The following is a 26,134-nucleotide window of genomic DNA, read 5'->3' as shown; positions in this document are numbered from 1 at the left end:
GTGATCAGGGCTTGGCTTCGGAGGAAGCGTTGCCGAAGCGGCTGCGGATCACGCCGATGATCATCGGCACCAGGGACAGCAGAATGATGAACACCACCAGCAACGACAGGTTTTTCTTGATAAAGGGCACGTTGCCGAAGAAGTAACCCAAGGTCACCAGGCCACCGACCCAGATCACGGTGCCGAACACGCTGAACCCGAAGAAGCGCGGGTAAGGCATCTTGGCGATACCGGCGACGAACGGGGCAAAGGTGCGCAGGATCGGCAGGAAACGCGCCAGGGTCACGGTTTTGCCGCCGTGCTTGTCGTAGAAATCGTGAGTCTTTTGCAGGTAGTCGCGGCGGAAGATCTTCGAGTTCGGGTTACTGAACAAGCGTTCTCCCGCCGTTCGTCCGATCACATAGTTGGTGCTGTCCCCCAGGATCGCCGCCAACATCAACAGGCCGGCCAGCAACACCGGGTCCATGCCGCCACCTGCGGCGACGGCGCCGGCGATGAACAGCAGCGAATCACCTGGCAGGAATGGCATGACCACCAGGCCGGTTTCACAAAAAATAACCAGGAACAAAATGGCGTAGATCCACACACCGTAGTTTTTCACCAGCATGTCGAGGTACACGTCGAGATGCAGGATAAGGTCGAGCGGGTTGAAATCCATGAAAGGCACCTGTGTGAATGGCCCGGCTCAGCAGGCCAGTGCGGGGGGGCTACGGTTAAGTTGGGCTACAAGCTTATGTCGTGATTCTTACAACCGAAAGAGGCCCGCATTATACGGATCGGCAAGTGAAAAGCGTGTTGGTTTTGTAGCGGGGGATGTCGCGATTATCAAAGCTATACATCAATTCAGGTGCGGGAGATGTGGGAGGGGGCTTGCTCCCGATAGCGCAGTGTCAGTCGATACATCGATTGGCTGACCTGCCGCTATCGGGAGCAAGCCCCCTCCCACAGGTCACCTTCCACAGGTGATTGAGGGTGTTCTGCGGTCAGTCTTCACTGATCGGCAATACATAGTTCTTGAACTCGGTGTCTTCACGAAACCCGATCGACTCGTAGGTCTTCTGCGCCACCTTATTGTCACTGCTGGTGGATACTCGCAGCCGCACCGCCTGGGTTTCCTTGGCCATCTTCTTCGCCGTGCGCATCAGGTTGTCCGCCACCAGTTGTCGGCGGGCGTCTTCGGCGACGTAGATGTCGTTGAGAATCCACACGCGCTTGAGCGACAACGACGAAAAGCTTGGGTACAGCTGGCAGAACCCCAGCAGTTTCTTGTCGTCGTCATCCGCCAGGGCCAGGTAAATCACCGACTCCTTGCGCCGCAGGCGCTTTTCCAGGAAGTTTCGCGAGGAGTCCGGGAACGGCAGTGCGCCGTAGAATTCGCGGTATTTGACGAACAGGGGCGTCAGCAGGTCCAGGTGTTCCAGGGTCGCTTGAGTAATCCGCATGTCAGGCCTCGACGTCAAATGGGGGGATGACCACGCAAGCGGCCGTGACTCGATGCTGCCTAATGGCGCTAAAAAGCGCAATCACGCGGCTATCGGTCATCCGCTGGGCTAAGCAGGAAATTCCCTTTCATCAGGTCCGGATCATCCGACTCGATGGTCTGAACCTGCGCCTCGTCCTTGAGGTTGACGCCCGACAGTTGCCGGCGGCACGCCTCTTTCATCAAGTAAAGCAGGCGATGAGCCGCCATGCCGTAACTGAGCCCCTCCAGGCGCACATTCGAGATGCAATTACGGTAAGCGTCGGTGAGGCCGACCTTGGGGTTGTAGGTGAAATACAGCCCCAGGCTATCTGGCGAGCTTAGCCCTGGACGTTCACCGATCAGGATCACGACCATCTTGGCGCCGAGCAATTGGCCGATTTCGTCGGCCACCGCCACACGGCCCTGTTCCACCAGAATGACGGGAGACAAAGACCAGCCTTCGATGTGGGTCTGTTCTTCCATGCGCGTCAGAAATGGCAGCGTATGTTTATGCACCGCCAGCGCCGACAAACCATCCGCGACCACCACGGCCAGGTCGACCCCGCCAGGGTGGGCGCTCGCGTAGTCGCGCAACTGTTGCGCCGAGTCATCGCTCAGGCGTCGCCCCAGGTCCGGGCGTTGCAGGTACATATGCCGGTCGACGGCGGCGCTGTGCAGCAACAGGCTGTCACGGCCACGTTCGGCCAGTTGGCGGCTCAGGCCGGCGTGGTCGAAGGGCAAGTGCACCGCGTCACGCGCCTGGGCGTGGGCGAATTGAAAATCCAGCTGCGCCTGGGTGGGAATGCTGGTGCCGGTGCGGCCCAGCGCAATGCGCGCCGGCGTCAGGCGGCGCAGTTCCAGCCAGGGGTTGTCGGGGAGTTCTACGGGTTGCACAGGCGGCTCCTTCATCCCAATTGCGCCAAGGCGTGGCGAAACGCTGGTGGCAGGCTGTTGCCGAAGTGCACCTTGCCGTCGGCTTGCGTGAAGATGCCCATTTTCGCCAGCCACTGTTCAAACTCCGGTGCCGGTTTCAGCCCCAGGGTCTGGCGGGCGTACAAGGCATCGTGGAACGAGGTGGTCTGGTAGTTGAGCATGATGTCGTCGGAGCCCGGGATGCCCATGATGAAGTTGATCCCGGCCACACCCAGCAGGGTCAGCAGGGTGTCCATGTCATCCTGGTCGGCTTCGGCGTGGTTGGTGTAGCAGATGTCGCAACCCATCGGCACGCCCAGTAATTTGCCGCAGAAGTGATCTTCAAGGCCGGCGCGGATGATCTGTTTGCCGTTGTACAGGTACTCCGGGCCGATAAATCCTACGACTGTGTTGACCAGAAACGGCTTGAAATGCCGCGCCACGGCGTAGGCACGGGTTTCGCAGGTTTGCTGGTCCACGCCAAAGTGTGCGTTGGCCGACAAGGCACTGCCCTGGCCGGTTTCGAAATACATCAGGTTCTGGCCCAACGTGCCGCGGTTCAGGCTCAGGCCGGCGTCGTAACCTTCCTGCAGCACGCTCAGGCTGATGCCGAAACTGGCGTTGGCCGCCTCGGTACCGGCAATCGACTGAAACACCAGGTCCAGCGGCACGCCACGGTTGATCGCCTCGATGGAGGTGGTGACATGGGTGAGCACGCAGGCTTGGGTGGGGATTTCGTAGCGTTGGATGATCGCGTCGAGCATTTCCAGCATGGCGCAGATCGAGGCGATGCTGTCGGTGGCCGGGTTGATGCCGATCATGGCGTCGCCATTGCCATAGAGCAGGCCATCGAGAATGCTCGCGGCGATGCCTGCCGGTTCATCCGTCGGGTGGTTGGGTTGCAGGCGGGTGGATAAGCGCCCGCGCAGGCCCAGGGTGCCGCGAAACTTTGTGACCACGCGGATCTTCTGCGCCACCAGCACCAGGTCCTGCACGCGCATGATCTTCGATACGGCGGCGGCCATTTCGGGTGTCAGCCCTGGCGCCAGGGCGCGTAGGGATTGTTCATCGGCGGCGTCGCTGAGCAGCCAATCGCGCAGGCCACCGACGGTCAGGTGGCTGACGGCGGCAAACGCCTGTTGATCATGGGTGTCGATGATCAGCCGGGTGACTTCATCGCTTTCATACGGGATCAGCGCTTCCTGCAGAAAGTGCTTAAGCGGGATATTCGCCAACGCCATCTGCGCGGCCACCCGTTCACCGTCGTTCTGCGCGGCTACGCCAGCAAGAAAATCCCCGGAGCGTGCAGGGCTGGCCTTGGCCATCACGTCCTTGAGACTGTCGAAGCGGTAGGTTTGCGTACCCACCGCGTGAGAAAAACTTGCCATACAGTGTCTCCTTGGCGGCACGGGCAAGGCGCCCGCGTCGAGGTTTACGGCATTTCAGTGCAAGGCGGCTTCCGCGGCCTGGATCGCCGCGAATTCCTCTTCCGGCGTGCCTGCTACCAAGTGATGCCGGCTGTAGAAAGCAAAGTAAGCAATTAATACTCCATAGATGATCGCGGCGCCAATGACGACGCGAGGGTCGACCAGAAAGCCCGCCACCACGGCCACGCAGGCCAGCACCAGGGCGACACCCGAGGTAAAGATCCCGCCCGGTGTGCGGTACGGACGGTCCATTTTGGGGCGGCGGATGCGCAAGGTGATGTGCGCGGCCATCATCAGTACGTAGGAAATGGTCGCGCCAAACACCGCCACCAGAATCAGCAAATCACCTTGGCCGGTCAGCGACAGGCCAAAGCCGATGATGCCGGGGATCACCAAGGCAAAGACCGGTGCTTTGCTTTTGGTGGTCTGGGACAGTTTGCGCGGCAGGTAACCGGCGCGGGACAAGGCGAAGATCTGCCGCGAATACGCGTAGATAATCGAGAAAAAGCTGGCGATCAACCCGGCCAGGCCAACCAGGTTGACGAAGCCGCCCATCCAGGTCGAACCGCCGTAGGACAGCGCCAGCGCTTCAACCAGCGGGTTACCCGACTTGATCAGCGCATAGGTGCCCGCGCCGCCGGGTGCAATGACCAGAATCAGCAAGGCGAAACTGGTCAGCACCACAATGGCGCCGATCAGGCCCCGAGGCAGGTCGCGCTTGGGGTTCTTGGTTTCTTCGGCGGCCAGGGGCACGCCCTCTACGGCGAGGAAAAACCAGATCGCATAGGGGATCGCCGCCCACACCCCGACGTAGCCGAAGGGCAGGAAGGTGCTGGCGCCCTTGGCTTGCGTCACCGGTATATCCAACAGGTTGGCGACGTTGAAGTGCGGCGCCATCGACACCAGGAACACCCCCAGGGCAATGGCTGCGATGGCGGTGATCACAAACATCAGCTTCAGGGCTTCGCCCACGCCGAAGATGTGGATGCCGATAAAAATGATGTAGAACGCGAGGTAAATCATCCAGCCGCCAATGCCGAACAGCGACTCGCAATAAGCCCCGATAAACACCGCGATGGCGGCTGGCGCAATGGCGTATTCAATCAGGATGGCGGTGCCCGTGAGGAACCCGCCCCAAGGGCCGAAGGCACTGCGGGCAAACCCGTAGCCGCCGCCGGCGGTTGGGATCATCGAGGACAGTTCGGCCAGGGAAAAACACATGCACAGGTACATGGTGGCCATCAGCAATGTCGCCAGGAACATGCCGCCCCAGCCACCTTGGGCCAGGCCGAAGTTCCACCCGGCGTAGTCGCCGGAGATGACATAGGCAACGCCAAGGCCGACCAACAGCACCCAGCCGGCGGCGCCTTTTTTCAGTTCGCGTTGTTGGAAGTATTCGGAGTCGACTTTTTCGAAGTCGACGGAAGAACTCGTGGGTTCGCTAGGCATGGGAAGTACCTTCCATTCTTATTGTTTTTAACTCGGCCTCTGTGTGCCGAATGTGGGAGGGGGCAAGCCCTAATGCCAGTCAGTTAAGAGAATCTGCCGCACCAAACTCTGTAGTGAGCGGGCTTGTCCCGCGCTGGGTGGCAAAGCCGCCCCAACAAAGACGCCGCGGTATTTCAGGAGGACCGAGGTGCCTGGGTTTGGGGCGGCTGCGCCACCCAGCGCGGGGCAAGCCCGCTCACTACAGATGATGTGTTCTACATCCCACCCTTTAACTGACTGGCATTAGGGCAAGCCCCCTCCCACAGTTGAGTGCATTTCAAATGCAGGAGAGGGGTATTAGTTAGAAAAAGCCCAACGGATTAATGTCGTAACTGACCAGCAAGTTTTTAGTCTGCTGGTAGTGATCCAACATCATCTTGTGCGTTTCACGGCCCACGCCGGATTTCTTGTAACCGCCAAACGCGGCATGCGCCGGGTACAGGTGGTAGCAGTTGGTCCACACGCGACCGGCCTTGATCGCCCGGCCCATGCGGTAGGCGCGGTTGATGTCGCGGGTCCATACACCGGCGCCCAGGCCGAACTCGGTGTCGTTGGCAATGGCCAGGGCTTCGGCTTCGTCCTTGAAGGTGGTGATGCTCACCACCGGGCCGAAGATTTCTTCCTGGAACACGCGCATCTGGTTGTTGCCCTTGAGCAGGGTCGGCTGGATGTAATAGCCGCCGGCCATGTCGCCGCTGAGCTGCTCGACCTTACCGCCGGTCAGCAGTTGCGCACCTTCGCCCTTGGCGATATCCAGGTAGGACAAGATCTTGTCGAACTGCTGCTCGGACGCCTGGGCGCCGACCATGGTGTCGGTGTCCAGCGGGTCGCCCCGTTTGATCTGTTCGATCTTCTTCATCACCACCTTCATGAAGTCGTCGTAGATCGACTCTTGCACCAGCGCCCGCGACGGGCAGGTGCACACTTCACCTTGGTTGAAGAACGCCAGCACCAGGCCTTCGGCGGCTTTTTCGATAAACGAAGGCTCGGCCTTCATGATGTCTTCGAAGAAGATGTTCGGCGACTTGCCACCCAGTTCAACGGTGGACGGAATAATGTTGGTGGCCGCTGCATGCATGATGTGCGAGCCCACCGGCGTGGAACCGGTGAAGGCGATCTTGGCGATGCGCTTGCTGGTGGCCAGGGCTTCGCCGGCTTCTTTGCCGAAGCCATGCACCACGTTCAGCACGCCCGGCGGCAGCAGGTCGCCGATCACTTCCAGCAGCACGTTGATCCCCAGCGGGGTTTGCTCGGCAGGCTTGAGCACCACGCAGTTGCCGGCGGCCAGGGCCGGGGCGAGTTTCCACGCGGCCATCAGCAGCGGGAAGTTCCACGGGATGATCTGGCCGACTACGCCCAGGGGTTCGTGGAAGTGGTAGGCGGCGGTGTGTTCGTTGATTTCGGCGCTAGTGCCTTCCTGGGCACGGATGCAACCGGCGAAGTAGCGGAAATGGTCGGCGGCCAGCGGGATGTCGGCGTTGAGGGTTTCACGCACGGCCTTGCCGTTGTCCCAGGTTTCGGTGATGGCCAGCAGTTCGAGGTTCTGCTCGATGCGGTCGGCGATTTTCAGCAGCACCAGCGAGCGGTCCTGGGCCGAGGTCTTGCCCCAGCCGTCAGCGGCGGCATGGGCGGCGTCCAGCGCCTTGTCGATGTCTTTGGCTGTGGAACGGGGGAATTCGGCGATAGGCTTGCCGTTGACCGGCGAGGTGTTGGTGAAATAGTTGCCCTCGACAGGCGCAACGAATTCGCCACCAATGTAGTTGCCGTACTTGGCCTTGAACGAAACGATCGCGCCTTCAGTACCGGGGTGTGCGTAACGCATGGTGGGTATCTCCTGGCTTTTATGTTTATTGGAGTGCAGCGCAAAGCGCTTGATAAAGCGTAGAGCAAAGGTTGGGCCACTGCTGCGCGAGCCAGGCAAATCAAGGGGTTAGGGTTTGTTGCAAGGCATTGCTGTGACGTAGCTGGTACAGGCGGTGTGACAGTTTGTGCCACACGCGATACAGCCTGTGACCGGTGAGTCTGCCCGGGATTGCAATGGTCGGATGGCTGGGGGATGCTGGCTGTTCTCACGCAGGGAGAATAATAAGAACATGCACAACGATCATTTCAGTCGCCATGCCCAGCAAGTCTTGACCGTCACCCGTGGGCAAGACCTTTCCCAGGGCCCGGGCAGCGACCCGTCCATCGCCCGCTCCTGGCTGCGCTGCCTGGAGGACTATCACCTCGACCCCGCCCAGACCCTCGCCCCCACCGTGCTTGAACACGGCCGCCTGCTGGAAAGCCGCGAGCGCCTGCAACAAGTGCTGCACATTGCGGGCAGCGAAATGAACAGCCTGCACCAGCAATTATCGGGCGCCGGCCATGCCGTGCTGCTCACCGATGCGCGCGGGGTGATCCTCAACTGTGTGACCGCGCCGTCCGAGCGCAAGATTTTCGAGCGCGCCGGGCTGTGGCTCGGCGCCGATTGGAGCGAGGCCTGTGAGGGCACCAATGGCATCGGCACCTGCCTGGTGGAGCGCCAGTCCCTGACCATTCACCGCGACGAGCATTTTCGCGGCCGTCATACCGGGCTGACCTGCTCGGCGAGCCCGGTGTTCGACCCGCAAGGTGAATTGCTCGCGGTGCTGGATGTGTCATCTGCGCGGGAGGCGGTCTCGCGCCAGAGCCAGTTCCACACCATGGCACTGGTGAACCTGTCGGCGAAGATGATCGAGAGCTGCTATTTCCTGCGGCATTTTGAACATCACTGGCTGTTGCGCTTTCACCTGCAAGCCGAGTCGGTGGGGCTGTTCAGCGAAGGGCTGGTGGCGTTCGATGGCGACGGGCGTATCTGTGCGGTCAATCAGAGCGCATTGAACCTGCTGGGGCAGGGGCGCAGTGGCCTGTTGGGGCAGCCGGTGGAAGCCTATTTCGACTGCTCCCTGGACTTGCTGCTGGGCCGGGCCAGCGCCAATGCCACGGCCAGTTGGCCGCTGCGCACCCGTGATGGCCGGCAGTTGTTCGCCGCTGTGAGGGGGCAGTCGCGCAGCGTACCGGTCGCCATGCCGGTTCCTGCGGTGAAGAGCGAGCCGCCTCGCCAACCGGGGATCTGCCTGGGCGATCCGGCCCTGCAAAACGATTTTCGCAAGGCGCTGCGGGTTTTCGAGCGCGACGTACCGTTGCTGGTCAGCGGTGAAACCGGGTCCGGCAAGGAAGCGTTCGCCAAGGCCGTGCACCAGGCCAGTCAGCGCGCCGATAAAGCCTTTATCGCCCTCAACTGTGCGGCCATCCCGGAAAGCCTGATTGAAAGTGAACTGTTTGGTTATCGTGCCGGCAGCTTTACTGGCGCCCGTAAGGAGGGCATGCAGGGCAAGTTGCAACAGGCCGACGGGGGTACGCTGTTCCTCGATGAAATCGGTGACATGCCGCTCGCGTTGCAATCGCGGCTCTTGAGGGTGCTGGAAGATCGCATGGTGGTGCCCCTGGGCGGCGAGCCCCAGGCGGTGAATGTCAGAATTGTCAGCGCCACGCACCGCAATCTGATTGAGCGCGTGCAGGAAGGCAGCTTTCGAGAGGACTTGTACTATCGACTGAACGGCCTGGAAGTTTCTTTGCCCGCAGTGCGTGAGCGCACTGATAAAGAGCAGTTGCTGGCGTTTGTGCTGGAGCAGGAAGCCAGCGGGCAGCCGGTTTCGCTGCACGCCGCAGCGCGCCAGGCACTGTTGGCGTATGCCTGGCCGGGCAATGTGCGGCAGTTGCGTACGGTGTTACGCACGTTGGTCGCGTTGTGCGATGACGAATGGATCGGCCTGGATGACTTGCCCGCCATGATTCGCCAGGCGTCACCGCGCCAAGGCGTGGCGGATGTGCCGTCCCGCTCGATGCTGGAGGATGCCGAGCGCCTGGCGTTGGTCAGCGTCCTGGAACAACAGCGCTGGCAGATGACCCGTGCCGCCGAGCAGTTGGGGGTCAGCCGTAATACCCTCTATCGAAAGTTGCGTAAGTATGGCGTCGAGTTGCGTATTAAACGTGAACAGGGGTAATTATGTAGTTTCTACTGTGTGTGGATATGTGGAACTGGGGAATTTTTTTTTCCACTTATTGAGTGCCACTGAATGATTGGCTCAATAAGGTGATTGCGATGAGAATTCCCGCTATTTTTAACCCGTTTAAAAGTGCTCTCCATAAAATCAGCCCGCCAAAAGTTGAGGTACCTGCTGCGGGTACTGCAGGTAAGTACCTACCTGTTCCCCGTACGAACTTGCCCAACGTTCCGTCTGATCCCCATCGAGTGCTAGCTAATCAGAACTTCAAAAAACTCTTGTTGGATATGAAGAGTCCTGGTGCCGCGGGTGCCAAGCTTCCTTCACATTCGCACCCTGCTCCAAAGACGATGGGTGACGTTGTACAGAACATGATCACGGCGGACCGCTTGGTCAAGGCGGGTGTTTTCAAGACTGGGCCAGACTTGAAAACGGTGACCCGCGACGCTTTTGTCAATGCGGCGGTCAATGGGCTGGTCAGCACGCCCCTGAGCATTGCGACCTATGCAGGCTCCGTCTGGAGTGGTGAGCAGATCAAGGGCGCGTTCTCCGCCAATACGCCCTTGTTGCCTGCGGCGCACCAGCCGGCACCCAGCCAACAGTCCAAAGGGGTGGCAGGCTTGGGCAATGAGCTGCCCAAGCCATCGGCGCAAGATCTGCAGTTACGCCTGGAAAACGCGGAATTAAAGCTGCTGTTGACGGTTAATACCATCCAGTCATTTGCCGAGGGAGGTAAGGGGCTTGCTTTGGATAAGTCGGCAGGCTGGCCAACTGAGTCGAGTGCACGTCTTGATCATCTGGAAAAGTTATATGACGCCGCCGAAACTTCCTTGAAAGCGCTCGCCGAACATAACGAGTTCATCTTCAAACCTTATAAAAATCCATTGCTGACGCCTGAAACTTCCATGACGTCGCGCCTTGATGTGCTGGATAAGAGAAACGAAGTTATCCAGAAAATGATTGTTCGTATGCTTAATGTCTTGCAGGAAGAGGCGCCTCAGGAATCTGCGCAAGTCGTTTAATAATAGCGTTTGGTCGGGTACTGGCGCAGTGTCCGGGCATCGGACTCCGGGGGGAGGGGGCGGCAGCCTGCCAGGGCAAGCGCCGTGTGTAGGTAAAAGAGTGCCATTTGCCCCTCCCTGCGCTAACCTGCCTCGATGTTTTACGAGGTCGACTATGCACATTCATATTCTTGGTATCTGCGGCACATTCATGGGCTCGATGGCGGTTCTGGCCAAAGAGTTGGGCCATCATGTCACCGGCTCCGATGCCAACGTCTACCCCCCCATGAGCACGCAACTCGAGGCACAGGGCATCGAGCTGACCCAAGGCTATGACCCGTCGCAATTCGACCCGGTGCCCGACCTGGTAGTGATCGGCAATGCCATGTCCCGTGGCAACCCGGCGGTCGAGTACGTGCTCAATAAAGGTTTGCCTTATGTCTCCGGCCCGCAGTGGCTGGCGGACCATGTGTTGCAAGGCCGCTGGGTGTTGGCGGTGGCCGGCACGCACGGCAAGACCACCACCAGCAGCATGCTGGCCTGGGTGCTGGAGCACGCGGGCATGAGCCCGGGTTTCCTGATCGGCGGTGTACCGCAGAACTTCTCGGTGTCGGCGCGCCTCGGCGATACGCCGTTCTTCGTGATTGAGGCGGATGAGTACGACAGCGCGTTCTTCGACAAGCGTTCCAAATTTGTCCATTACCGCCCGCGCACGGCGATATTGAACAACCTTGAGTTCGATCACGCGGATATCTTCCCTGACCTGGCAGCGATCGAGCGGCAGTTCCATCATCTGGTGCGCACCATCCCGAGTGAAGGCCTGGTTATCCACCCGACCACTGAGCCTGCGTTGCAGCGCGTGATCGAGATGGGCTGCTGGACCCCGGTGCAAACCACCGGCGCGCACGGGCAGTGGCAGGTCAAACTGCTGAGCGGCGATGGTTCAAGGTTTGAAGTGCTGTTTGAGGGTGAGTCCCAGGGCATTGTCGATTGGGGCATGACCGGCCAGCACAACGTCGCCAACGCGTTGGTCACCCTGGCGGCGGCACGCCATGTGGGCGTGGTGCCCTCCATGGGGATTGCCGCGTTGAGCGCTTTCAAGAGCGTCAAGCGCCGTATGGAAAAGGTCGCCGAGGTGAATGGGGTGACGATCTACGACGACTTCGCCCACCATCCGACGGCGATTGCCACCACCCTGGACGGCCTGCGCAAACGTGTTGGCGACGCGCCGATCATTGCCATTGTCGAGCCGCGCTCCAATTCGATGAAGCTTGGTGCGCACCGTGATGGCTTGCCGGAAAGCGTCAACGACGCCGATCATGTGGTCTGGTACGCGCCGGCCAACCTGGGGTGGGACCTGCCGGCCATTGCGGCGCTGTGCACGGTGCCGTCGAAGGTCTGTGATTCGATCGAAGGCATCATCGAACACGTCAAGCAACGGGTCACGCCTGGCACTCACGTCGTGGTGATGAGCAACGGCGGTTTTGGCGGCCTGCACGGTAAATTGGCCGAGGCGCTGAAATGAGCGGCCCCGAGCGCGTCACCCTGGCGATGACCGGCGCCTCCGGCGCGCCCTATGGGCTGCGCCTGCTCGATTGCCTGGTACGCGAAGACCGTGAAGTGCACTTCCTGATCTCCAAGGCGGCGCAGTTGGTGATGGCGACCGAGACCGATGTCGCGCTGCCGGCCAAGGTCCAGACGATGCAGGCGTTCCTCACCGAATACACCGGTGCGGCGGCGGGGCAGATCAAGGTCTACGGCAAAGAAGACTGGATGTCGCCGGTCGCCTCCGGCTCCGGCGCGCCGGCCGCGATGGTGGTGGTGCCGTGTTCCACCGGTACCTTGTCGGCGATTGCGACGGGTGCTTGTAACAACCTGATCGAGCGGGCGGCGGATGTGACGCTGAAGGAGCGTCGCCAGTTGATCCTGGTGCCACGCGAAGCGCCGTATTCGAGCATTCACCTGGAACACATGCTGAAGTTGTCGAACATGGGCGTGACCATCTTGCCGGCCTCGCCAGGCTTCTATCACCAGCCGCAGACCATCGATGACCTGGTGGATTTCGTGGTGGCGCGCATTCTGAACCTGCTGAATATTCCCCAGGACATGCTGCCACGTTGGGGTGAACATCATCTGAGCAATGATGAGTAAGGCGCTGTTGCTGTTACTGGCGCTGCAACTGACGGGCTGCGCGACCGCACGCACGCTGGATGCGGCGCAACCTGGCGCGCCGGTAGTGTATGCCGGCACGCGCTTGGACCTGTATGCAATGAACGGCGGTTGCTGCGCCAAGGACCGGTTTGGCGCTGAGGCCCCGGCTTATCCTGGCGTGGACCTACCGGCAAGCGCAGTCCTGGATACGCTGCTGTTGCCACTGTCGGTGTTGACGGTACTGGGCGTGGGATTCAACGCAACGGGTGGCCTCTGACCTGAGTCTTCAAAACCCCACAAAACCATTGTGGGAGGGGGCTTGCTCCCGATAGCAGTGTGCCAGTCAGCTTATCTGTAACTGACCTGCCGCCATCGGGAGCAAGCCCCCTCCCACAGGTTTTTGTGTTGCCAGGTCTTTAAATGGGTTATTTGCCGAGCGTGCGCAGCTCATCCGACTTCAGTACCCGCACTCCATCTCTGGCATGGATCTACCGGCAAGCGCAGTCTTGGATACGCTGTTGTTGCCACTGTCGGGGGCTTCAAAACAACATAAAACCATTGTGGGAGGGGGCTTGCTCCCGATAGCAGTATGTCAGTCAGCTTATCTGTAACTGACCTGCCGCTATCGGGAGCAAGCCCCCTCCCACAGGGTTTTGTGTTTTCAGGTCTTTAAGTGGGTTATTTGCCGAGCTTGCGCAGCTCGTCCGACTCCACCACCCGCACGCCATCCTGCTCTTCCAGCGCCAGACGCCACATGGCGCGGGCCAGTTCACAGACTTCGATGCCGCGGTATTTGCCCGGGATCAATCGCGACAATGGCCCGGCCAATTGTTCGGCCAATCGCGGCTCCAGGCGCTCCCCCAGCAATAGCGAAGGCCGCACGATGGTCAGTTGCGGCCAGTCCTGTGCCTTCAACGCCAGCTCCATTTCGCCTTTGACCCGGTTGTAGAAAATCGAGGATTTCGGATCGGCGCCAATGGCGCTGATCACGATCAAGTGGCGCGCGCCCAATTCCCGTGCGCGCTTGGCAAAGGCCACCACCATGTCCAGGTCAACGGCGCGAAAGGCGGCTTCCGAGCCCGCTTGCTTGATGGTGGTGCCCAGGCAGCAGAAGGCGATATCCACCTGGCCACCCAGTTGCGGCAGAAGCACGGCGGGGTCACCTACAGGGTTCTCCAGGCGCGGGTGTTCGGCCAGGGGTTTGCGGCTCGGCGCCAGTACGCGGGTCACCGTAGGCTCGTTGAGCAAGCGGTCGAGCAGATGCTCGCCGGTCAGCCCGGAAGCTCCGGCCAACAGGATATGTTGAGGTGTCAGGTACATGGTGTTTCCCCCCTTGTTACACGTTACAGCTTAGTTGCCTTTGGCTTCCTTGCTATTCATTGAGACGCTTTCGAGCGCCTTTCGGGCCTGCTGTTTACGTAAGAGTTGCCAATGGGCAATCACGCCTTTGGGGGCCCACATCTGCGGTTCCGAGGCTTCGAAGTTGTCAGCTTGTTCGCGCTCGGCCACGTGTAGTTGTGCCAGCTTGAACGCGTGTTGTAAATCGTCGGTCTGGTTGAAAGCCTGTACGAAAAGGGCATCGCCAAAGTAGGTAAAGTCTGCTTCTTCTGAGCAGCCGAAGGACACGCGATCAGCGCGCGAAGCGGTCATGATCAAGGTGCGTTCATCCTTGAGTGCCGGAATGAAGCCGCCGGAATAGCAGGCGGAGATTACGATGATCTTGTCACGGTTTTTCAGCGGCTCGAGCACGGCGGCCAATTCGTCGGCGGGCAGGTCGGCCAGTTCCATGCGCGGCTGGTCCAGCACGAACTCATGTTCGTGGGTGCCGTGGCTGGTCATGTAAATGAACACCAGGTCTTCCGGCCCGGTGCGTTCGGCCAGGGTCTGCACGGCGCGGCGCAGGCTCTCGCGAGTGGCCAGCGGGCGGTCGGTGATATGGTCGCGGTGGTTGACCAGGCGAATCTGCCCTCGCGCACCGAAGCGGCTGGCGAGCATATTGCTGACGTAGTCGGCTTCGCGCAGGAACACGCTTTGCTTGCCATCGCCGGCTATGGCCAAGGTGTAGAGCTCGACGGCGGGCGTGGAGGGCGGCACCGCCGCGAGGGCCGCCTCGAGCAAGCGGCCTTGGGCCAGCACGCCGATTTCCAGCGGGTCGGGCAGCAGCTTGCCGTCGGCATCACGCACGCGCATGCCGTTGACCCAGGTGCCGGCCTGTACCGTGCCGTCGGTGAGGACGAGGGTGCCTTTGCCTTGATAGTTGTCGCTGTCGAAACCACCGATATAGAAGCTGCCATCGGTGAGGTTCAGGCGACCCTCGCCGGTAAAGCGCCATTCGCTGAACTGGCCCACATAGTGGCTGCCATCGATGCCGATCAGCTCGCCCTTGCCGCTCAGTGCGCCTTCCTTGAACTGGCCGATCCACACGTCGCCGTCGGCGTTTTCATAGCGGCCTTTGCCGTTGAGCTGGTTCTGCTTGAACTGGCCGACATAGATATCACCGTCGGCGCTGTTGAAGGTGCCATTGCCTTCGAGCTGGCCATCGACGAAGTGGCCGCTGAACTGGTTGCCGCTGTCGTCGTTGCGCTGGCCTTCGCCATTGGGTTTGCCGTGGGCGAACTGCCCCTGGTACTGGCTGCCATCAGCCAGCTCGAGGCGACCGAGGCCGGAATACTGGTCGTCGAGGAACTCGCCGCGATAGGTCATCTGCCCTTCTTTGAGGGTGCCTTCGCCGTTGCGTCGACCGTTTTTGAACCCGCCGACGTAGCTGCTGCCCGGGGTGGTCAGGCTGCCCTGACCGTCGAACAAGCCTTGCTTGAACTGGCCTTTATAGACCTCGCCGTTGCTGCCATGCCATTCGCCTTGGCCGTGCCACTGGCCCTTGTCGAAATGGCCGGCGTACCAACTGCCGTTGGGGTAGTCCACACGGCCCTGGCCTTGCAACAAACCGTCGACCACATCGCCACGATAGCGGCCGCCATCGGGCAGGCGCGCATCGGGCGGCAACAGCGATTCGCCGTCTCCGCAAGCGGTGAGCAACAGGGCAAGGGCAAGGGGAGCAAGTGGGCGCATAGCGGGATCCGGATAATTGAGCGCCGAGTATGCCGCAGCTGCGAGGTTCATACATAAATTTACATACACTGTGGCAAGGTTTATCACCTCACCACAGGCACGCCGTTACACGAAGCAGAGTGACAGCGACTCGGCGATGTAAGCGGGTTTTTCCTGGCCTTCGATTTCCAGGGTGGCGGTGGCTTTAAATAGCCATTGGCCAGGTTTCTTCTCAGTGACGTCGGTGAGGGTGACGTTCAGGCGGACCTTGGAGTTCACTTTCACCGGCTGGATGAAACGTACGCTGTCCAGGCCATAGTTGACCGCCATCTTCAGGCCCTCGGGCATGATCAGGATGTCTTCCATCAGCTTGGGCATCAGCGACAGCGACAGGAAACCGTGGGCGATGGTGCTGCCGAACGGTGTCTGGGCGGCCTTGACCGGATCGACGTGGATGAACTGATGATCGCCCGTGGCTTCGGCGAACAGGTTGATACGCGCCTGGTCGATGGTGAGCCATTCGGAACGTCCCAGTTCCTTGCCGACATAATCTTTGAGCTGCGCTACAGGTACATAGGGCATTGCGACTCTCCTTGGTTCATCGGTTTTTTATAGGGGGCCAGATCCATGGTAGATCATCATGGGCAATCAGCCCGGTCAACCCACCATGCCTTTGGCGAATGCCGGAGCATAGGGCGGGCATGCTTATAATGCGGGCGAGTCTTGAGGGGGGAGAGAGCGGATGCTGTTACGTGGCCTGACCTGGCTGGTGCTGTTTCAATTGATCGGTACGGCGATCAACCACTTGCTGTTGCCGGTGCTGCCGGGGCCGATCATTGGCTTGCTGCTGATGCTGGGTTTCCTGATCTGGCGCGGTGAAGTTGGCGAGCCCCTGAGCCTGGCGGCCGGCAGCCTGTTGCGTTACTTGCCGCTGCTACTGGTGCCGCCGGCGGTGGGGGTGATGGTGTACGCCAAGGACATTGCCGCCGACTTCTGGGCTATCGTCGGTGCGCTGGTGGTGTCGTTGGTGATCGCCATGGGCTTTGTCGGCGTGCTGATGCAACAGCTGGTCAAGCGCAAGGAGAAGGACCAATGACCTTCGACTGGTCGGGCGCGTGGGTGGCGGTGATTCATCATCCGCTATTCGGTATCGGCATCACCCTGGGCGCCTATCAACTGGTGTTGGCCGGTTTCGAGAAAACCCGCTGGATCTTCTTGCAACCCGTGCTGGTCTCCATGTTGCTGGTGGTCGCGGTGCTGCTCACCTGTGGCCTGAGTTACACCGAATACCGCAAGAGCACCGAGATCATGGGCATCCTGCTCGGCCCCGCGACCGTCGCCCTGGCTGTACCGCTTTATCTGAATTTGCGGCGGATTCGCCAATTATTCTGGCCGATTTTTACTACGCTGGTGGTAGGCGGGGTATTGGCCACCGGCCTGTGCGTGTGGCTGGGCTGGTGGTTTGGTGCCGAGCATATGATGTTGATGACCATGGCACCCAAGTCGGTGACTTCACCGATCGCCATGCTGGTGGCTGAGCAGATCGGCGGCGTGGCGGCGTTGGCGGCGGTGTTTGTGCTGATCACCGGAGTGATCGGCGCGATGATCGGGCCGGCGTACCTGTCGGCACTGGGCGTGCGCAGCCCTGAAGCGCGTGGCATGGCCCTGGGCATGACCGCCCACGCGGTGGGCACGTCGGTGGCCTTGCAGGAAAGCGAAGAGTGCGGCGCCTTTGCGGCGCTGGCCATGAGTCTGATGGGCGTGGCCACGGCAGTGTTCCTGCCGTTGGCCGTGTCGGTGATCGTTTAAACCGGGGTTAAGGAAACCTTTATGAGTCTGGCGCTGTTCCCGCTCAATACCGTGCTGTTCCCAGGCTGCACCCTCGATTTGCAGCTGTTCGAGGCGCGTTACCTGGACATGATCAGCCGTTGCATGAAACGGGGCGAAAGCTTCGGCGTGGTGTGCATCCTCGATGGCAAGGAGGTCGGCCAGGCGCCCGACGGTTACGCGCTGATCGGCTGTGAAGCGTTGATCCGCGACTTCAAGCAGCAGGACAACGGCCTGTTGGGCATTCGTGTCGAAGGCGGGCGGCGTTTTCGCGTGCGGGAGGCCGGTGTGCAGAAAGACCAGTTGCTGGTGGCCGAGGTGCAATGGCTCGAAGAGCTGCCGGACCAGCCGCTGGAAGAGGAGGATGCAGACCTGCTGGCGCTGCTGCAGGCCCTGGCCGAACACCCGATGGTTGCCTCGCTGGACATGGGCACCCAGGCCGAGGGCCAGCAGGCCCTGGGCAATCAACTGGCTTATCTACTGCCGTTCACCGAGGCGGACAAGGTCGACCTGCTGCAACTCGACGATCCGCAACAACGGTTGGATGCCATCCAGATGTTGCTCGACGAGTTGCAGGGCGAACTTTTCGCTCAGTAGGCGTAGCGCAGCAGGGCGCTGGAGGTGCCGGTGAAGGCGATGACACTCAGCACCGCCACGATCACCGGCAACAGCAACCACCAGGTTTTTTGCGGCATGGCGGGCAGCGGGCTGCGGTATTGGCTGGCGGTCAGGCTCAAGGCACACACGCTCATCGCCAGCAGCGTGCCGGCCAGAATATCCGTTGGCCAATGCGCGCCCAGGTAAACCCGTGACAGCGCGATGAATGCGGCGGGAATGCAGCCCAGCAGCAGCCAGGTCAGGCGCAGGCGTGTGGGTTGGCCGCGACCGGCCAGCACGGCCAGGGCGAGGAAGAACGCAAATGAACCTGAGGCGTGCCCGCTGGGCATGCTGAAACTGGTCAAGGGGTCGGTGAGGATTTCAGGGCGGCCACGAGCGAAAAACAACTTGGTGCCCGTGTTGATCACCGCCGCCCCGGCCAAGGTCGCGCCGACGAACAGGGCATGGCGCCATTGCCGCGCCAAGAACAGCAGGCCGGTGAACACGGCGCTGGCGACAAACATCTTCTTGAACTCGCCCAACTGGGTGACCATCACCATGGCCTCGTCCAGCCACGGGCTGCGGTGTTCCTGCACCAGTGCGCTCAAGCCCTGATCGAACGCGTCGAGGTGCGGGTAGCCGATAAACAGTGCAACCAATAGCGTCAGGCTGGCGCAGCCTATCCATAAAGTGGCACGACGATGGCCGCGCAAGCTGGCGTTCAAGCTCAGCCCCAGCAGCACCGCGAGGCAGGCGGCGACCACCCCGGCCTGGGGCCAGAAGCCTTCGGGCAGCGGCAAGCGGAACGCTGCGCCCGTCGCCCAGCCCGGCAACAGATAGGCCACCGACCAACCTGCCGCCGCCACAAGGCTCACGGCGGCGAAGCGTGGGAAGGGCATGTCGCACATGCCGGCCACCATCGGCAGCATGGGGCGCAACGGGCCTATGAACCGTCCTACCAACAGACTGGCGATGCCGTACTTGTGGAAATAGGTTTCGGCACCGTTCATCCATTCTGGATGGTGGCGCAGGCCGGGCAGGCGCCGGATATTCTGATGGAAGTGTCGGCCCAGGTAGTAGGAAACCCCATCTCCCAGCAAGCCGCCGAGGAAGCCCAGCAACAGGGTTTCACTCAAGGACAGCGCGCCGCTGCCCGCCAGCGCGGCAATCGCAAACAGCAACACCGTGCCGGGTACGATCAGCCCGGCAATGGCCAGGCACTCCACGCACGCGACGACAAACACCGCCACCGCCAGCCATTCGGGGTTCAGCGTCAGCCAGCCGGTAATGCTATCGAGCCATTGGCTCATAAATCCTCACTCCCACATGCCTTGTTCACAATAAAAAATAATCGCGGCCTTCGACCTGGCCCCGGCGCAGCGGGTTCCGCGTGCAATAAGCGGCGTAGCCGGCATCGACAAAGCGGTACATCAGGTGTTCGTCGCGCCCGCTGGGGATGCCCAGGCGAGTGGTCTGGAGGATATGCGTCGGCGCCTGGCCGACGTCTTCCACGTAGAGCGATTGCGGGTCAAAACGTTTGGCGTCCCACATCGGCACTTTCAGACCCAGCGCTTTGCACAGCAGGGTCTGGCCGGCGCACAGCTTGTGCGAGGGGCGCGGGTGGCCGTTGGCGTCCGGGTTGTTCAGCAGCATCTGCGCCAGGCTGGCCGGGCCGGACACTTCGTCGACCCAGGGATAGGCTGATTTGATCAGCACGGCATTGCCGGGGCCCTTGGCGCTGAAGTTCAGCGAATCGCCACCGCGGGCGTAATACATATAGATATGACCACCATCCAGAAACAAAGCCTTACGCTTTTCTGTGTAGCCGAGTGAGGCGTGGCTGCCTTTTTCGGCCACGTAGTAGGCTTCGGTTTCAATAATTCGCGCTGAAAGCCAGAGATCGCCGACGCGATGACGTATGACTTTTCCGAGTAAATCGCGTGCAAGCATTTGCGCGTCGCGGTCGAAAAAGCTGTCGGGCAGCGCGCTGGCGGGGTGTTCGGGCAAAAAAATCGACATGGCGGTAGGGGGGAATACGGCTAAATGTGACGGAATCATAACAACTCCCACCTTAATTACCGCTGAACCTCGGATTTTTACAGTTCATTTCGACCATCCGCCCCTCACCGCTGTCAGTCGAGCGGCGTCACAGCTATAATCTGCCGCTTTCCTCCCTGCCAAGACTCCCTGACTATGACTGAGTCCGTTCTTGACTACATGACCCGCCTGGGTCGCGCCGCCCGTCAGGCCTCGCGATTGATCGCCCGTGCGAGCACCGCGCAGAAGAACCGCGCCCTGATGGCCGCCGCCGATGCTCTGGACGCCTCGCGCTCCGAGCTGACCGCCGCCAACGAGCTGGACCTGGCCAACGGCCGCGCCAATGGCCTTGAGCCAGCCCTGCTGGACCGCCTGGCGCTGACCCCGGCGCGTATCGACGACATGATCGAAGGCCTGCGTCAGGTGGCCAAGCTGCCTGACCCCATCGGTGAAATCCGCGATATGCGCTACCTGCCGTCCGGCATCCAGGTCGGCAAGATGCGCGTGCCCCTGGGCGTGATCGGCATCATCTATGAGTCGCGCCCGAACGTGACCATCGACGCCGCGAGCCTGTGCCTCAAGTCCGGCAATGCCACCATCCTGCGCGGCGGTTCCGAGGCGATCAATTCCAACCGCGCCATTGCCGCGTGCATTCAGCAGGGCCTGGCAGTGGCCGAGTTGCCGGCCGAAGTGGTGCAAGTGGTGGAAACCACCGACCGCGCTGCCGTAGGTGCGCTGATCACCATGCCGGAGTTTGTCGACGTCATCGTGCCACGCGGTGGCAAGAGCCTGATCGAGCGCGTCAGCCGTGATGCCAAGGTGCCAGTGATCAAGCACCTGGACGGCGTGTGCCACGTGTTCATCGACGTCGCCGCCGATATCGACAAGGCCATCCGCATTGCCGACAACGCCAAGACCCACCGCTACGCTCCGTGCAACACCATGGAAACCCTGTTGGTGCACGCCGGCATTGCCGAGCGCGTGCTGCCGCCGCTGGCTGCCATCTACCGGGACAAGGGCGTGGAACTGCGCGGTTGTGTGCGTACCCGTGCGTTGCTGGGCGCGGACGTGATCGAAGCGACCGAGCTGGACTGGTACACCGAATACACCGCGCCGATCCTGTCGATCAAGATTGTCGACGACCTGGACGAAGCCATCGAACACATCAACACCTACGGTTCCAAGCACACCGACGCCATCGTTTCCGAGCATTTCAGCGATGCCCGGCGTTTCCTCAACGAAGTGGACTCCGCTTCGGTGATGATCAACGCCTCGACGCGTTTTGCCGACGGCTTCGAGTATGGCCTGGGGGCGGAGATCGGTATCTCCACCGACAAGCTGCACGCTCGCGGCCCGGTGGGCCTGGAAGGCCTGACCAGCGAGAAATACGTGGTGTTCGGCGACGGTCATGTGCGCACTTGATGACTAAACGCATCGGGCTGCTCGGCGGTACCTTCGACCCCGTGCATATCGGCCATTTGCGCAGCGCGCTGGAAGTCGCGGATGCCCTCGCGCTGGATGAGCTGCGCATGATGCCCAACGCACGGCCGCCGCATCGTGATACGCCGCAGGTGTCACCGCAGCAGCGCCTGGAAATGGTGCGCCTGGCGGTGGAGGGCATTGCGCCGCTGGTGATGGACGACCGCGAGCTCAAGCGCGATAAACCGTCCTACACTGTTGACACCCTGGAGCTGATGCGCGCCGAGTTGGCTGCGGATGACCAGTTGTTTCTGCTTTTGGGCTGGGACGCATTTTGCGGCCTGCCCTCTTGGCATCGCTGGGAGGAACTCCTCCAGCATTGCCACATCCTGGTTTTGCAACGCCCGGATGCCGACAGCGAACCGCCGGATGCCTTGCGCAACCTGCTGGCCGCGCGGTCGGTAAGTGACCCCTTGGCCCTGACCGGGCCGAACGGGAATATTGCATTCGTCTGGCAGACCCCGCTTGCGGTGTCCGCCACCCAGATCCGTCAACTGCTGGCCAGCGGGAAGTCGGTACGTTTCCTGGTGCCTGACGCGGTCCTGGCCTACATCGATGCGCACGGGCTTTACCGTGCGTCGAACTGAAAAGGCGCGCTTGAACGCACGCACAGTCGTGCAGCGAGCGCCCGAACATACGAGCAAAACGAGTTTTATATGACGAACAAAGACGTAAGCAAAGTTAAGCGCAAAGGCACCTTCAAAAGCGCGCCACTGCCGGTTGAAGCCCATGTTGGCCCGGAGCTGGCCGGCGAAGAGCTGGTGAAGGTTGCCGTGGCCGCCCTGGAAGACGTCAAGGCCCAGGACATCCAGGTGCTGGACGTACGCGACAAGCAGAGCATCACCGACTTCATGATCATCGCCACCGGTACTTCGAACCGCCAGATCGGCGCGATGCTGGACAAGGTCCGCGAAGCCGTCAAAGCCCAGGGCGTGAAGCCGCTGGGTGAAGAAGGCAAGGGCGACAGCGACTGGGTGCTGCTGGACATGGACGACGTGATCGTTCACATGATGACGTCCAACGCCCGCCAGTTCTACGACCTGGAGCGTCTGTGGAAAGGCGCCGAGCAGAGCCGCGCGGCTGACGGCAAGCACCACAGCCCGGAAGTGGGCCACGCACACTTCGACAAGCTCAACAAAGACCAGGAATAAGGAACGGCTGTGCGCCTGCGTCTGATCGCTGTCGGTTCACGCATGCCCAAGTGGGTGGAAGAAGGCTGGCACGAGTATGCCAAGCGTCTGCCCGCTGAGCTGTCGCTGGAACTGGTGGAAATACCGCTCAATACCCGGGGCAAGAATGCCGACGTGGCTCGCTTTATCCGTCAGGAAGGCGAAGCCATGCTGGCCAAGGTCGGCCCCAACGAGCGCATAGTCACCCTCGAAGTGCACGGCAAACCCTGGAGCACCGAGCAGTTGGCGGTGGAGCTGGATCGCTGGCGCCTGGACTCGCGCACCGTCAACTTCATGGTCGGCGGCCCCGAAGGGCTGGCCCCGGAAGTCTGTGCGCGGGCCGACCAGCGCTGGTCGCTGTCGGCGCTGACGTTGCCGCACCCGTTGGTAAGGATCCTGATCGGTGAACAGCTGTATCGCGCCTGGACAGTGCTGTCCGGGCACCCTTACCACAAATAGTCTGCGCCCCTCCCGATGACCCAGCCGATCCGCATCAAGGACCACGAGAAAGACGCACGTCTGGTACGTTCGCGGGTGGTGTTTGGTGCGATTCTGGTGGTCACGCTGCTGGGTGTGCTGATTGCGCGCCTGTATTTCCTGCAGGTGATCCAGTACGACTATCACTCCACGTTGTCGGAGAACAACCGGGTGCATGTGCAGCCGATTCCGCCGACCCGTGGCCTGATTTTCGACCGCAATGGCGTGGTGGTGGCGGACAACCGACCCAGCTTCAGCCTGAGCATGACCCGCGAGCGTTCCGGCGACTGGCAGCAGGTCCTCGACGTGATCGTCGAGGTGCTGCAACTGACGCCGGAAGACCGGGCGATCTTCGAGAAGCGCATGAAACAGGGGCGTCGGCCATTCGAGCCGGTGCCGATCCTGTTTGAGCTGACCGAAGAACAGATCGCACGGATCGCGGTGAACCAGTTCCGCCTGCCGGGTGTGGAAGTGGTGGCGCAGTTGGTGCGGCATTACCCGCAAGGGCCGCACTTTGCCCACTCCGTAGGCTATATGGGGCGGATCAACGAGAAAGAGCTGAAAACCCTCGACCCGGTCAATTACAGCGGTACTCACCATATCGGCAAAACCGGTATCGAGCGGTTCTACGAGCCCGAGCTGCACGGCCAGGTCGGTTACGAAGAAGTCGAGACCAACGCTCGCGGCCGGGTGCTGCGGGTGCTCAAGCGTACCGATCCGGTGCCGGGCAAAGACATTGTGTTGAGCCTGGACATCAAGCTGCAGGAAGCGGCTGAGATGGCGCTGGGTGGGCGTCGTGGCGCCGTGGTAGCGCTGGACCCGAAGACAGGCGAAGTGCTCGCGATGGTCAGCCAGCCGAGCTTCGACCCGAACCTGTTTGTCACCGGCATCAGCTTCAAGGCCTACGCCGAGCTGCGCGACTCCATCGACCGGCCGCTGTTCAACCGCGTGCTGCGCGGCCTGTATCCGCCGGGTTCGACGATCAAGCCCGCCGTGGCAATTGCCGGCCTGGATGCTGGCGTGGTGACAGCCTCCAGCCGTGTGTACGACCCCGGCTATTACATGCTGCCCAACTACGATCACAAATACCGTAACTGGAACCGTACCGGCGACGGCTATGTCGACCTGGACACTGCGATCATGCGTTCCAACGACACTTATTTTTACGACCTGGCCCATAAGCTGGGGATCGATCGCCTGTCCGCCTATATGAGCAAGTTCGGCCTCGGTCAGAAAGTCTCCCTGGACATGTTCGAAGAATCCCCCGGCCTGATGCCGTCGCGGGAGTGGAAGCGTGCGACCCGTCGCCAGGCCTGGTTCCCAGGTGAAACCCTGATCCTCGGCATCGGCCAGGGTTATATGCAGGCCACGCCTTTGCAACTGGCCCAGGCGACGGCGCTGGTGGCCAACAAAGGGATCTGGAACCGCCCGCACCTGGCCAAGACCATCGAAGGCGAGAAGCCGGTGGATGAAAACCCGATCCCGGACATCGTGCTGCGCGACTCGTCCGATTGGACCAAGGTCAATCACGGCATGCAGCAGGTAATGCACGGCGCCCGTGGTACGGCGCGCAAGGCGGCAATCGGCGCTCAATACCGCATCGCCGGCAAGAGCGGTACGGCCCAGGTGGTCGCGATCAAGCAGGGCGAGAAATACGACCGCTCCAAGGTTCAGGAACGCCACCGTGACCACGCGTTGTTTGTTGGTTTCGCTCCGGCGGACGACCCGAAGATCGTGGTGGCCGTGATGGTCGAAAACGGTGAGTCCGGTTCCGGCGTTGCCGCGCCCGTGGTGCGCCAAGTGATGGACGCCTGGTTGTTGGCCGACGACGGCAGGCTCAAGCCCGAATATGGTGGCCCCCCTTCAAGCCCCGAGGTTACGGCCCGTGAAGAGTAATTTTGACCGCATCCTCTCCAGCGACGATGTGATGCGTCGCCGTGCGACGCTGCTGCAGCGCATGCACATTGATGGCCCGTTGTTGATCCTGCTGCTGACCCTGGCGGCCGGCAGCCTGTTCGTGCTGTATTCGGCCAGCGGCAAGAACTGGGATTTGCTGATCAAACAAGCGTCCTCGTTCGGCCTGGGCCTGTTGTCGATGGTGGTGATTGCCCAACTGGAGCCACGGTTCATGGCGCGCTGGGTGCCGCTGGGTTACGTGGCCGGTGTGTTGCTGCTGGTGGTGGTGGATGTGATGGGGCACAACGCCATGGGCGCGACTCGCTGGATCAACATTCCAGGGGTGATTCGCTTCCAGCCGTCGGAATTCATGAAGATCCTGATGCCGGCGACCATCGCCTGGTACTTGTCCAAGCGCACCTTGCCGCCGCAGCTCAAGCATGTGGGCATCAGCCTGATCCTGATCGGCGTACCGTTTATCCTGATCGTGCGCCAACCCGACCTTGGCACCTCGCTGTTGATTCTCGCGGGTGGTGCGTTCGTGCTGTTCATGGGCGGGCTGCGCTGGCGCTGGATTCTCAGCGTATTGGCTGCCGCCATCCCCGTGGCCGTGGCCATGTGGTTCTTCTTTATGCACGATTACCAGAAGCAACGGATCTTGACCTTCCTCGATCCGGAAAGCGACCCGTTGGGCACCGGCTGGAACATCATCCAGTCCAAGGCGGCCATTGGCTCGGGTGGCGTATTCGGCAAGGGCTGGTTGCTGGGCACCCAGTCGCACCTGGACTTTTTGCCGGAAAGCCACACCGACTTCATTATTGCGGTGATGGGCGAAGAGTTCGGCCTGGTGGGCATTTGCGCGCTGTTGCTGATCTATCTGCTGTTGATCGGTCGCGGGCTGGTGATTACCGCCCAGGCGCAGACGCTGTTCGGTAAATTGCTGGCCGGCAGCCTGACCATGACTTTTTTTGTTTACGTTTTCGTCAACATCGGTATGGTCAGTGGCCTGCTGCCGGTGGTGGGGGTGCCGTTGCCGTTCATTAGCTACGGCGGAACTTCGCTGGTGACATTGCTGTCAGCGTTTGGGGTTTTGATGTCGATTCATACGCATCGCAAGTGGATCGCACAGGTTTGAATA

General features: G+C 61.1%; 26 protein-coding genes. 15 read left to right on the top strand and 11 right to left on the bottom strand.

Annotated elements, in window-relative coordinates; genetic code table 11:
- Positions 1-4 precede the first annotated feature (4 nt).
- The 6 genes from JBE38_RS20470 to exaC all read right to left on the bottom strand — a co-directional run bounded on the left by JBE38_RS20470 (position 5) and on the right by exaC (position 7,111).
- On the bottom strand, positions 5-658 hold the full coding sequence (locus tag JBE38_RS20470) for a DedA family protein (RefSeq protein ID WP_060754749.1): 654 nt from the start codon (positions 656-658) through the stop codon (positions 5-7).
- Positions 659-983: 325 nt separating this feature from the next.
- A complete protein-coding gene (locus JBE38_RS20465; RefSeq protein WP_060754748.1) occupies positions 984-1,442 on the bottom strand; it encodes a GNAT family N-acetyltransferase in 459 nt (152 codons plus the stop codon).
- Between the two features lie 89 nt (positions 1,443-1,531).
- Positions 1,532-2,371: an ethanolamine ammonia-lyase subunit EutC gene (gene eutC / locus JBE38_RS20460; protein ID WP_060754747.1), complete on the bottom strand. Its 840-nt coding sequence runs from the start codon at positions 2,369-2,371 to the stop codon at positions 1,532-1,534.
- Positions 2,368-3,762: an ethanolamine ammonia-lyase subunit EutB gene (locus JBE38_RS20455; RefSeq protein WP_060754746.1), complete on the bottom strand. Its 1,395-nt coding sequence runs from the start codon at positions 3,760-3,762 to the stop codon at positions 2,368-2,370. Before JBE38_RS20455 ends, eutC begins: the two co-directional genes overlap by 4 nt.
- Before the next feature lie 54 nt (positions 3,763-3,816).
- Positions 3,817-5,250, bottom strand: coding sequence for an ethanolamine permease (eat, locus tag JBE38_RS20450; RefSeq protein WP_104996071.1), 1,434 nt, complete (start codon positions 5,248-5,250; stop codon positions 3,817-3,819).
- Positions 5,251-5,590: 340 nt separating this feature from the next.
- Positions 5,591-7,111, bottom strand: a complete 1,521-nt coding sequence (exaC, locus tag JBE38_RS20445) for an acetaldehyde dehydrogenase ExaC (RefSeq protein WP_090365625.1) — start codon at positions 7,109-7,111, stop codon at positions 5,591-5,593.
- Between the two features lie 271 nt (positions 7,112-7,382).
- Between exaC and JBE38_RS20440 the strand changes: the two genes are divergently transcribed.
- The 6 genes from JBE38_RS20440 to JBE38_RS28080 all read left to right on the top strand — a co-directional run bounded on the left by JBE38_RS20440 (position 7,383) and on the right by JBE38_RS28080 (position 13,077).
- On the top strand, positions 7,383-9,314 hold the full coding sequence (locus JBE38_RS20440; RefSeq protein ID WP_205344998.1) for a sigma-54-dependent Fis family transcriptional regulator: 1,932 nt from the start codon (positions 7,383-7,385) through the stop codon (positions 9,312-9,314).
- Between the two features lie 98 nt (positions 9,315-9,412).
- Complete coding sequence (locus tag JBE38_RS20435) at positions 9,413-10,336, top strand: hypothetical protein (RefSeq protein WP_060754742.1); 924 nt, start codon at positions 9,413-9,415, stop codon at positions 10,334-10,336.
- A gap of 154 nt (positions 10,337-10,490) precedes the next feature.
- The gene (gene mpl, locus JBE38_RS20430) at positions 10,491-11,840 is read left to right on the top strand and encodes a UDP-N-acetylmuramate:L-alanyl-gamma-D-glutamyl-meso-diaminopimelate ligase (protein WP_205344997.1); all 1,350 of its coding nucleotides are present in this window, start codon (positions 10,491-10,493) and stop codon (positions 11,838-11,840) included.
- The gene (ubiX, locus tag JBE38_RS20425; protein WP_205344996.1) at positions 11,837-12,466 is read left to right on the top strand and encodes a flavin prenyltransferase UbiX; all 630 of its coding nucleotides are present in this window, start codon (positions 11,837-11,839) and stop codon (positions 12,464-12,466) included. Before mpl ends, ubiX begins: the two co-directional genes overlap by 4 nt.
- A complete protein-coding gene (locus JBE38_RS20420) occupies positions 12,459-12,743 on the top strand; it encodes a YceK/YidQ family lipoprotein (protein WP_205344995.1) in 285 nt (94 codons plus the stop codon). Before ubiX ends, JBE38_RS20420 begins: the two co-directional genes overlap by 8 nt.
- Before the next feature lie 94 nt (positions 12,744-12,837).
- Positions 12,838-13,077, top strand: a complete 240-nt coding sequence (locus JBE38_RS28080; RefSeq protein WP_446731251.1) for a YceK/YidQ family lipoprotein — start codon at positions 12,838-12,840, stop codon at positions 13,075-13,077.
- A gap of 67 nt (positions 13,078-13,144) precedes the next feature.
- On the opposite strand, the gene JBE38_RS20410 is transcribed toward JBE38_RS28080, so the two are convergent.
- The 3 genes from JBE38_RS20410 to JBE38_RS20400 form a co-directional block, all read right to left on the bottom strand.
- On the bottom strand, positions 13,145-13,786 hold the full coding sequence (locus tag JBE38_RS20410; RefSeq protein ID WP_090365631.1) for an oxidoreductase: 642 nt from the start codon (positions 13,784-13,786) through the stop codon (positions 13,145-13,147).
- Between the two features lie 30 nt (positions 13,787-13,816).
- Positions 13,817-15,535 (bottom strand): C13 family peptidase, encoded by a 1,719-nt coding sequence (locus tag JBE38_RS20405; protein WP_060754737.1) that lies wholly within the window; start codon positions 15,533-15,535, stop codon positions 13,817-13,819.
- 105 nt (positions 15,536-15,640) lie between these two features.
- On the bottom strand, positions 15,641-16,096 hold the full coding sequence (locus JBE38_RS20400; RefSeq protein ID WP_003194496.1) for a MaoC family dehydratase: 456 nt from the start codon (positions 16,094-16,096) through the stop codon (positions 15,641-15,643).
- A 160-nt stretch (positions 16,097-16,256) separates the two neighbouring features.
- On the opposite strand from JBE38_RS20400, the gene JBE38_RS20395 reads away from it, so the two are divergent.
- From JBE38_RS20395 to JBE38_RS20385, 3 genes are read left to right on the top strand one after another with little or no spacing between them, the layout of a single operon-like run.
- Complete coding sequence (locus JBE38_RS20395) at positions 16,257-16,610, top strand: CidA/LrgA family protein (protein ID WP_090365632.1); 354 nt, start codon at positions 16,257-16,259, stop codon at positions 16,608-16,610.
- A complete protein-coding gene (locus JBE38_RS20390; protein ID WP_090365634.1) occupies positions 16,607-17,323 on the top strand; it encodes an LrgB family protein in 717 nt (238 codons plus the stop codon). The genes JBE38_RS20395 and JBE38_RS20390 overlap by 4 nt, the downstream gene beginning before the upstream one ends.
- A gap of 21 nt (positions 17,324-17,344) precedes the next feature.
- Positions 17,345-17,938 carry an LON peptidase substrate-binding domain-containing protein gene (locus tag JBE38_RS20385; RefSeq protein WP_060754733.1) on the top strand — a complete coding sequence of 198 codons (594 nt, stop codon included), beginning with the start codon at positions 17,345-17,347 and terminating at the stop codon, positions 17,936-17,938.
- Here JBE38_RS20385 and JBE38_RS20380 read toward each other — a convergent pair.
- Both JBE38_RS20380 and JBE38_RS20375 read right to left on the bottom strand, forming a co-directional pair.
- Positions 17,932-19,248 (bottom strand): bifunctional DedA family/phosphatase PAP2 family protein, encoded by a 1,317-nt coding sequence (locus JBE38_RS20380; protein WP_161548430.1) that lies wholly within the window; start codon positions 19,246-19,248, stop codon positions 17,932-17,934. The genes JBE38_RS20385 and JBE38_RS20380 overlap by 7 nt on opposite strands.
- Positions 19,249-19,273: 25 nt before the next feature.
- Positions 19,274-19,957, bottom strand: coding sequence for a DNA-3-methyladenine glycosylase (locus JBE38_RS20375; RefSeq protein ID WP_060754731.1), 684 nt, complete (start codon positions 19,955-19,957; stop codon positions 19,274-19,276).
- A 174-nt stretch (positions 19,958-20,131) separates the two neighbouring features.
- Here JBE38_RS20375 and JBE38_RS20370 point away from each other — a divergent pair, with 174 nt between their 5' ends.
- The 6 genes from JBE38_RS20370 to rodA all read left to right on the top strand — a co-directional run bounded on the left by JBE38_RS20370 (position 20,132) and on the right by rodA (position 26,131).
- Complete coding sequence (locus tag JBE38_RS20370; RefSeq protein ID WP_090365639.1) at positions 20,132-21,397, top strand: glutamate-5-semialdehyde dehydrogenase; 1,266 nt, start codon at positions 20,132-20,134, stop codon at positions 21,395-21,397.
- Positions 21,397-22,041 carry a nicotinate-nucleotide adenylyltransferase gene (gene nadD, locus JBE38_RS20365; protein ID WP_060754729.1) on the top strand — a complete coding sequence of 215 codons (645 nt, stop codon included), beginning with the start codon at positions 21,397-21,399 and terminating at the stop codon, positions 22,039-22,041. Before JBE38_RS20370 ends, nadD begins: the two co-directional genes overlap by 1 nt.
- A 69-nt stretch (positions 22,042-22,110) precedes the next feature.
- Positions 22,111-22,605, top strand: coding sequence for a ribosome silencing factor (rsfS, locus tag JBE38_RS20360; protein WP_003176298.1), 495 nt, complete (start codon positions 22,111-22,113; stop codon positions 22,603-22,605).
- Between the two features lie 9 nt (positions 22,606-22,614).
- On the top strand, positions 22,615-23,082 hold the full coding sequence (rlmH, locus tag JBE38_RS20355; RefSeq protein WP_003176297.1) for a 23S rRNA (pseudouridine(1915)-N(3))-methyltransferase RlmH: 468 nt from the start codon (positions 22,615-22,617) through the stop codon (positions 23,080-23,082).
- A 15-nt stretch (positions 23,083-23,097) separates the two neighbouring features.
- Positions 23,098-24,996: a penicillin-binding protein 2 gene (gene mrdA, locus JBE38_RS20350; RefSeq protein ID WP_205344994.1), complete on the top strand. Its 1,899-nt coding sequence runs from the start codon at positions 23,098-23,100 to the stop codon at positions 24,994-24,996.
- Positions 24,997-25,027: 31 nt separating this feature from the next.
- Positions 25,028-26,131 (top strand): rod shape-determining protein RodA, encoded by a 1,104-nt coding sequence (gene rodA, locus JBE38_RS20345; RefSeq protein ID WP_057703348.1) that lies wholly within the window; start codon positions 25,028-25,030, stop codon positions 26,129-26,131.
- Positions 26,132-26,134: the final 3 nt, after the last annotated feature.

The sequence above is a fragment of the Pseudomonas sp. ICBG1301 genome, from assembly GCF_016918385.1.
GTDB lineage: Bacteria > Pseudomonadota > Gammaproteobacteria > Pseudomonadales > Pseudomonadaceae > Aquipseudomonas > Aquipseudomonas palleroniana.
This window is presented reverse-complemented; position numbering and strand designations above follow the sequence as displayed.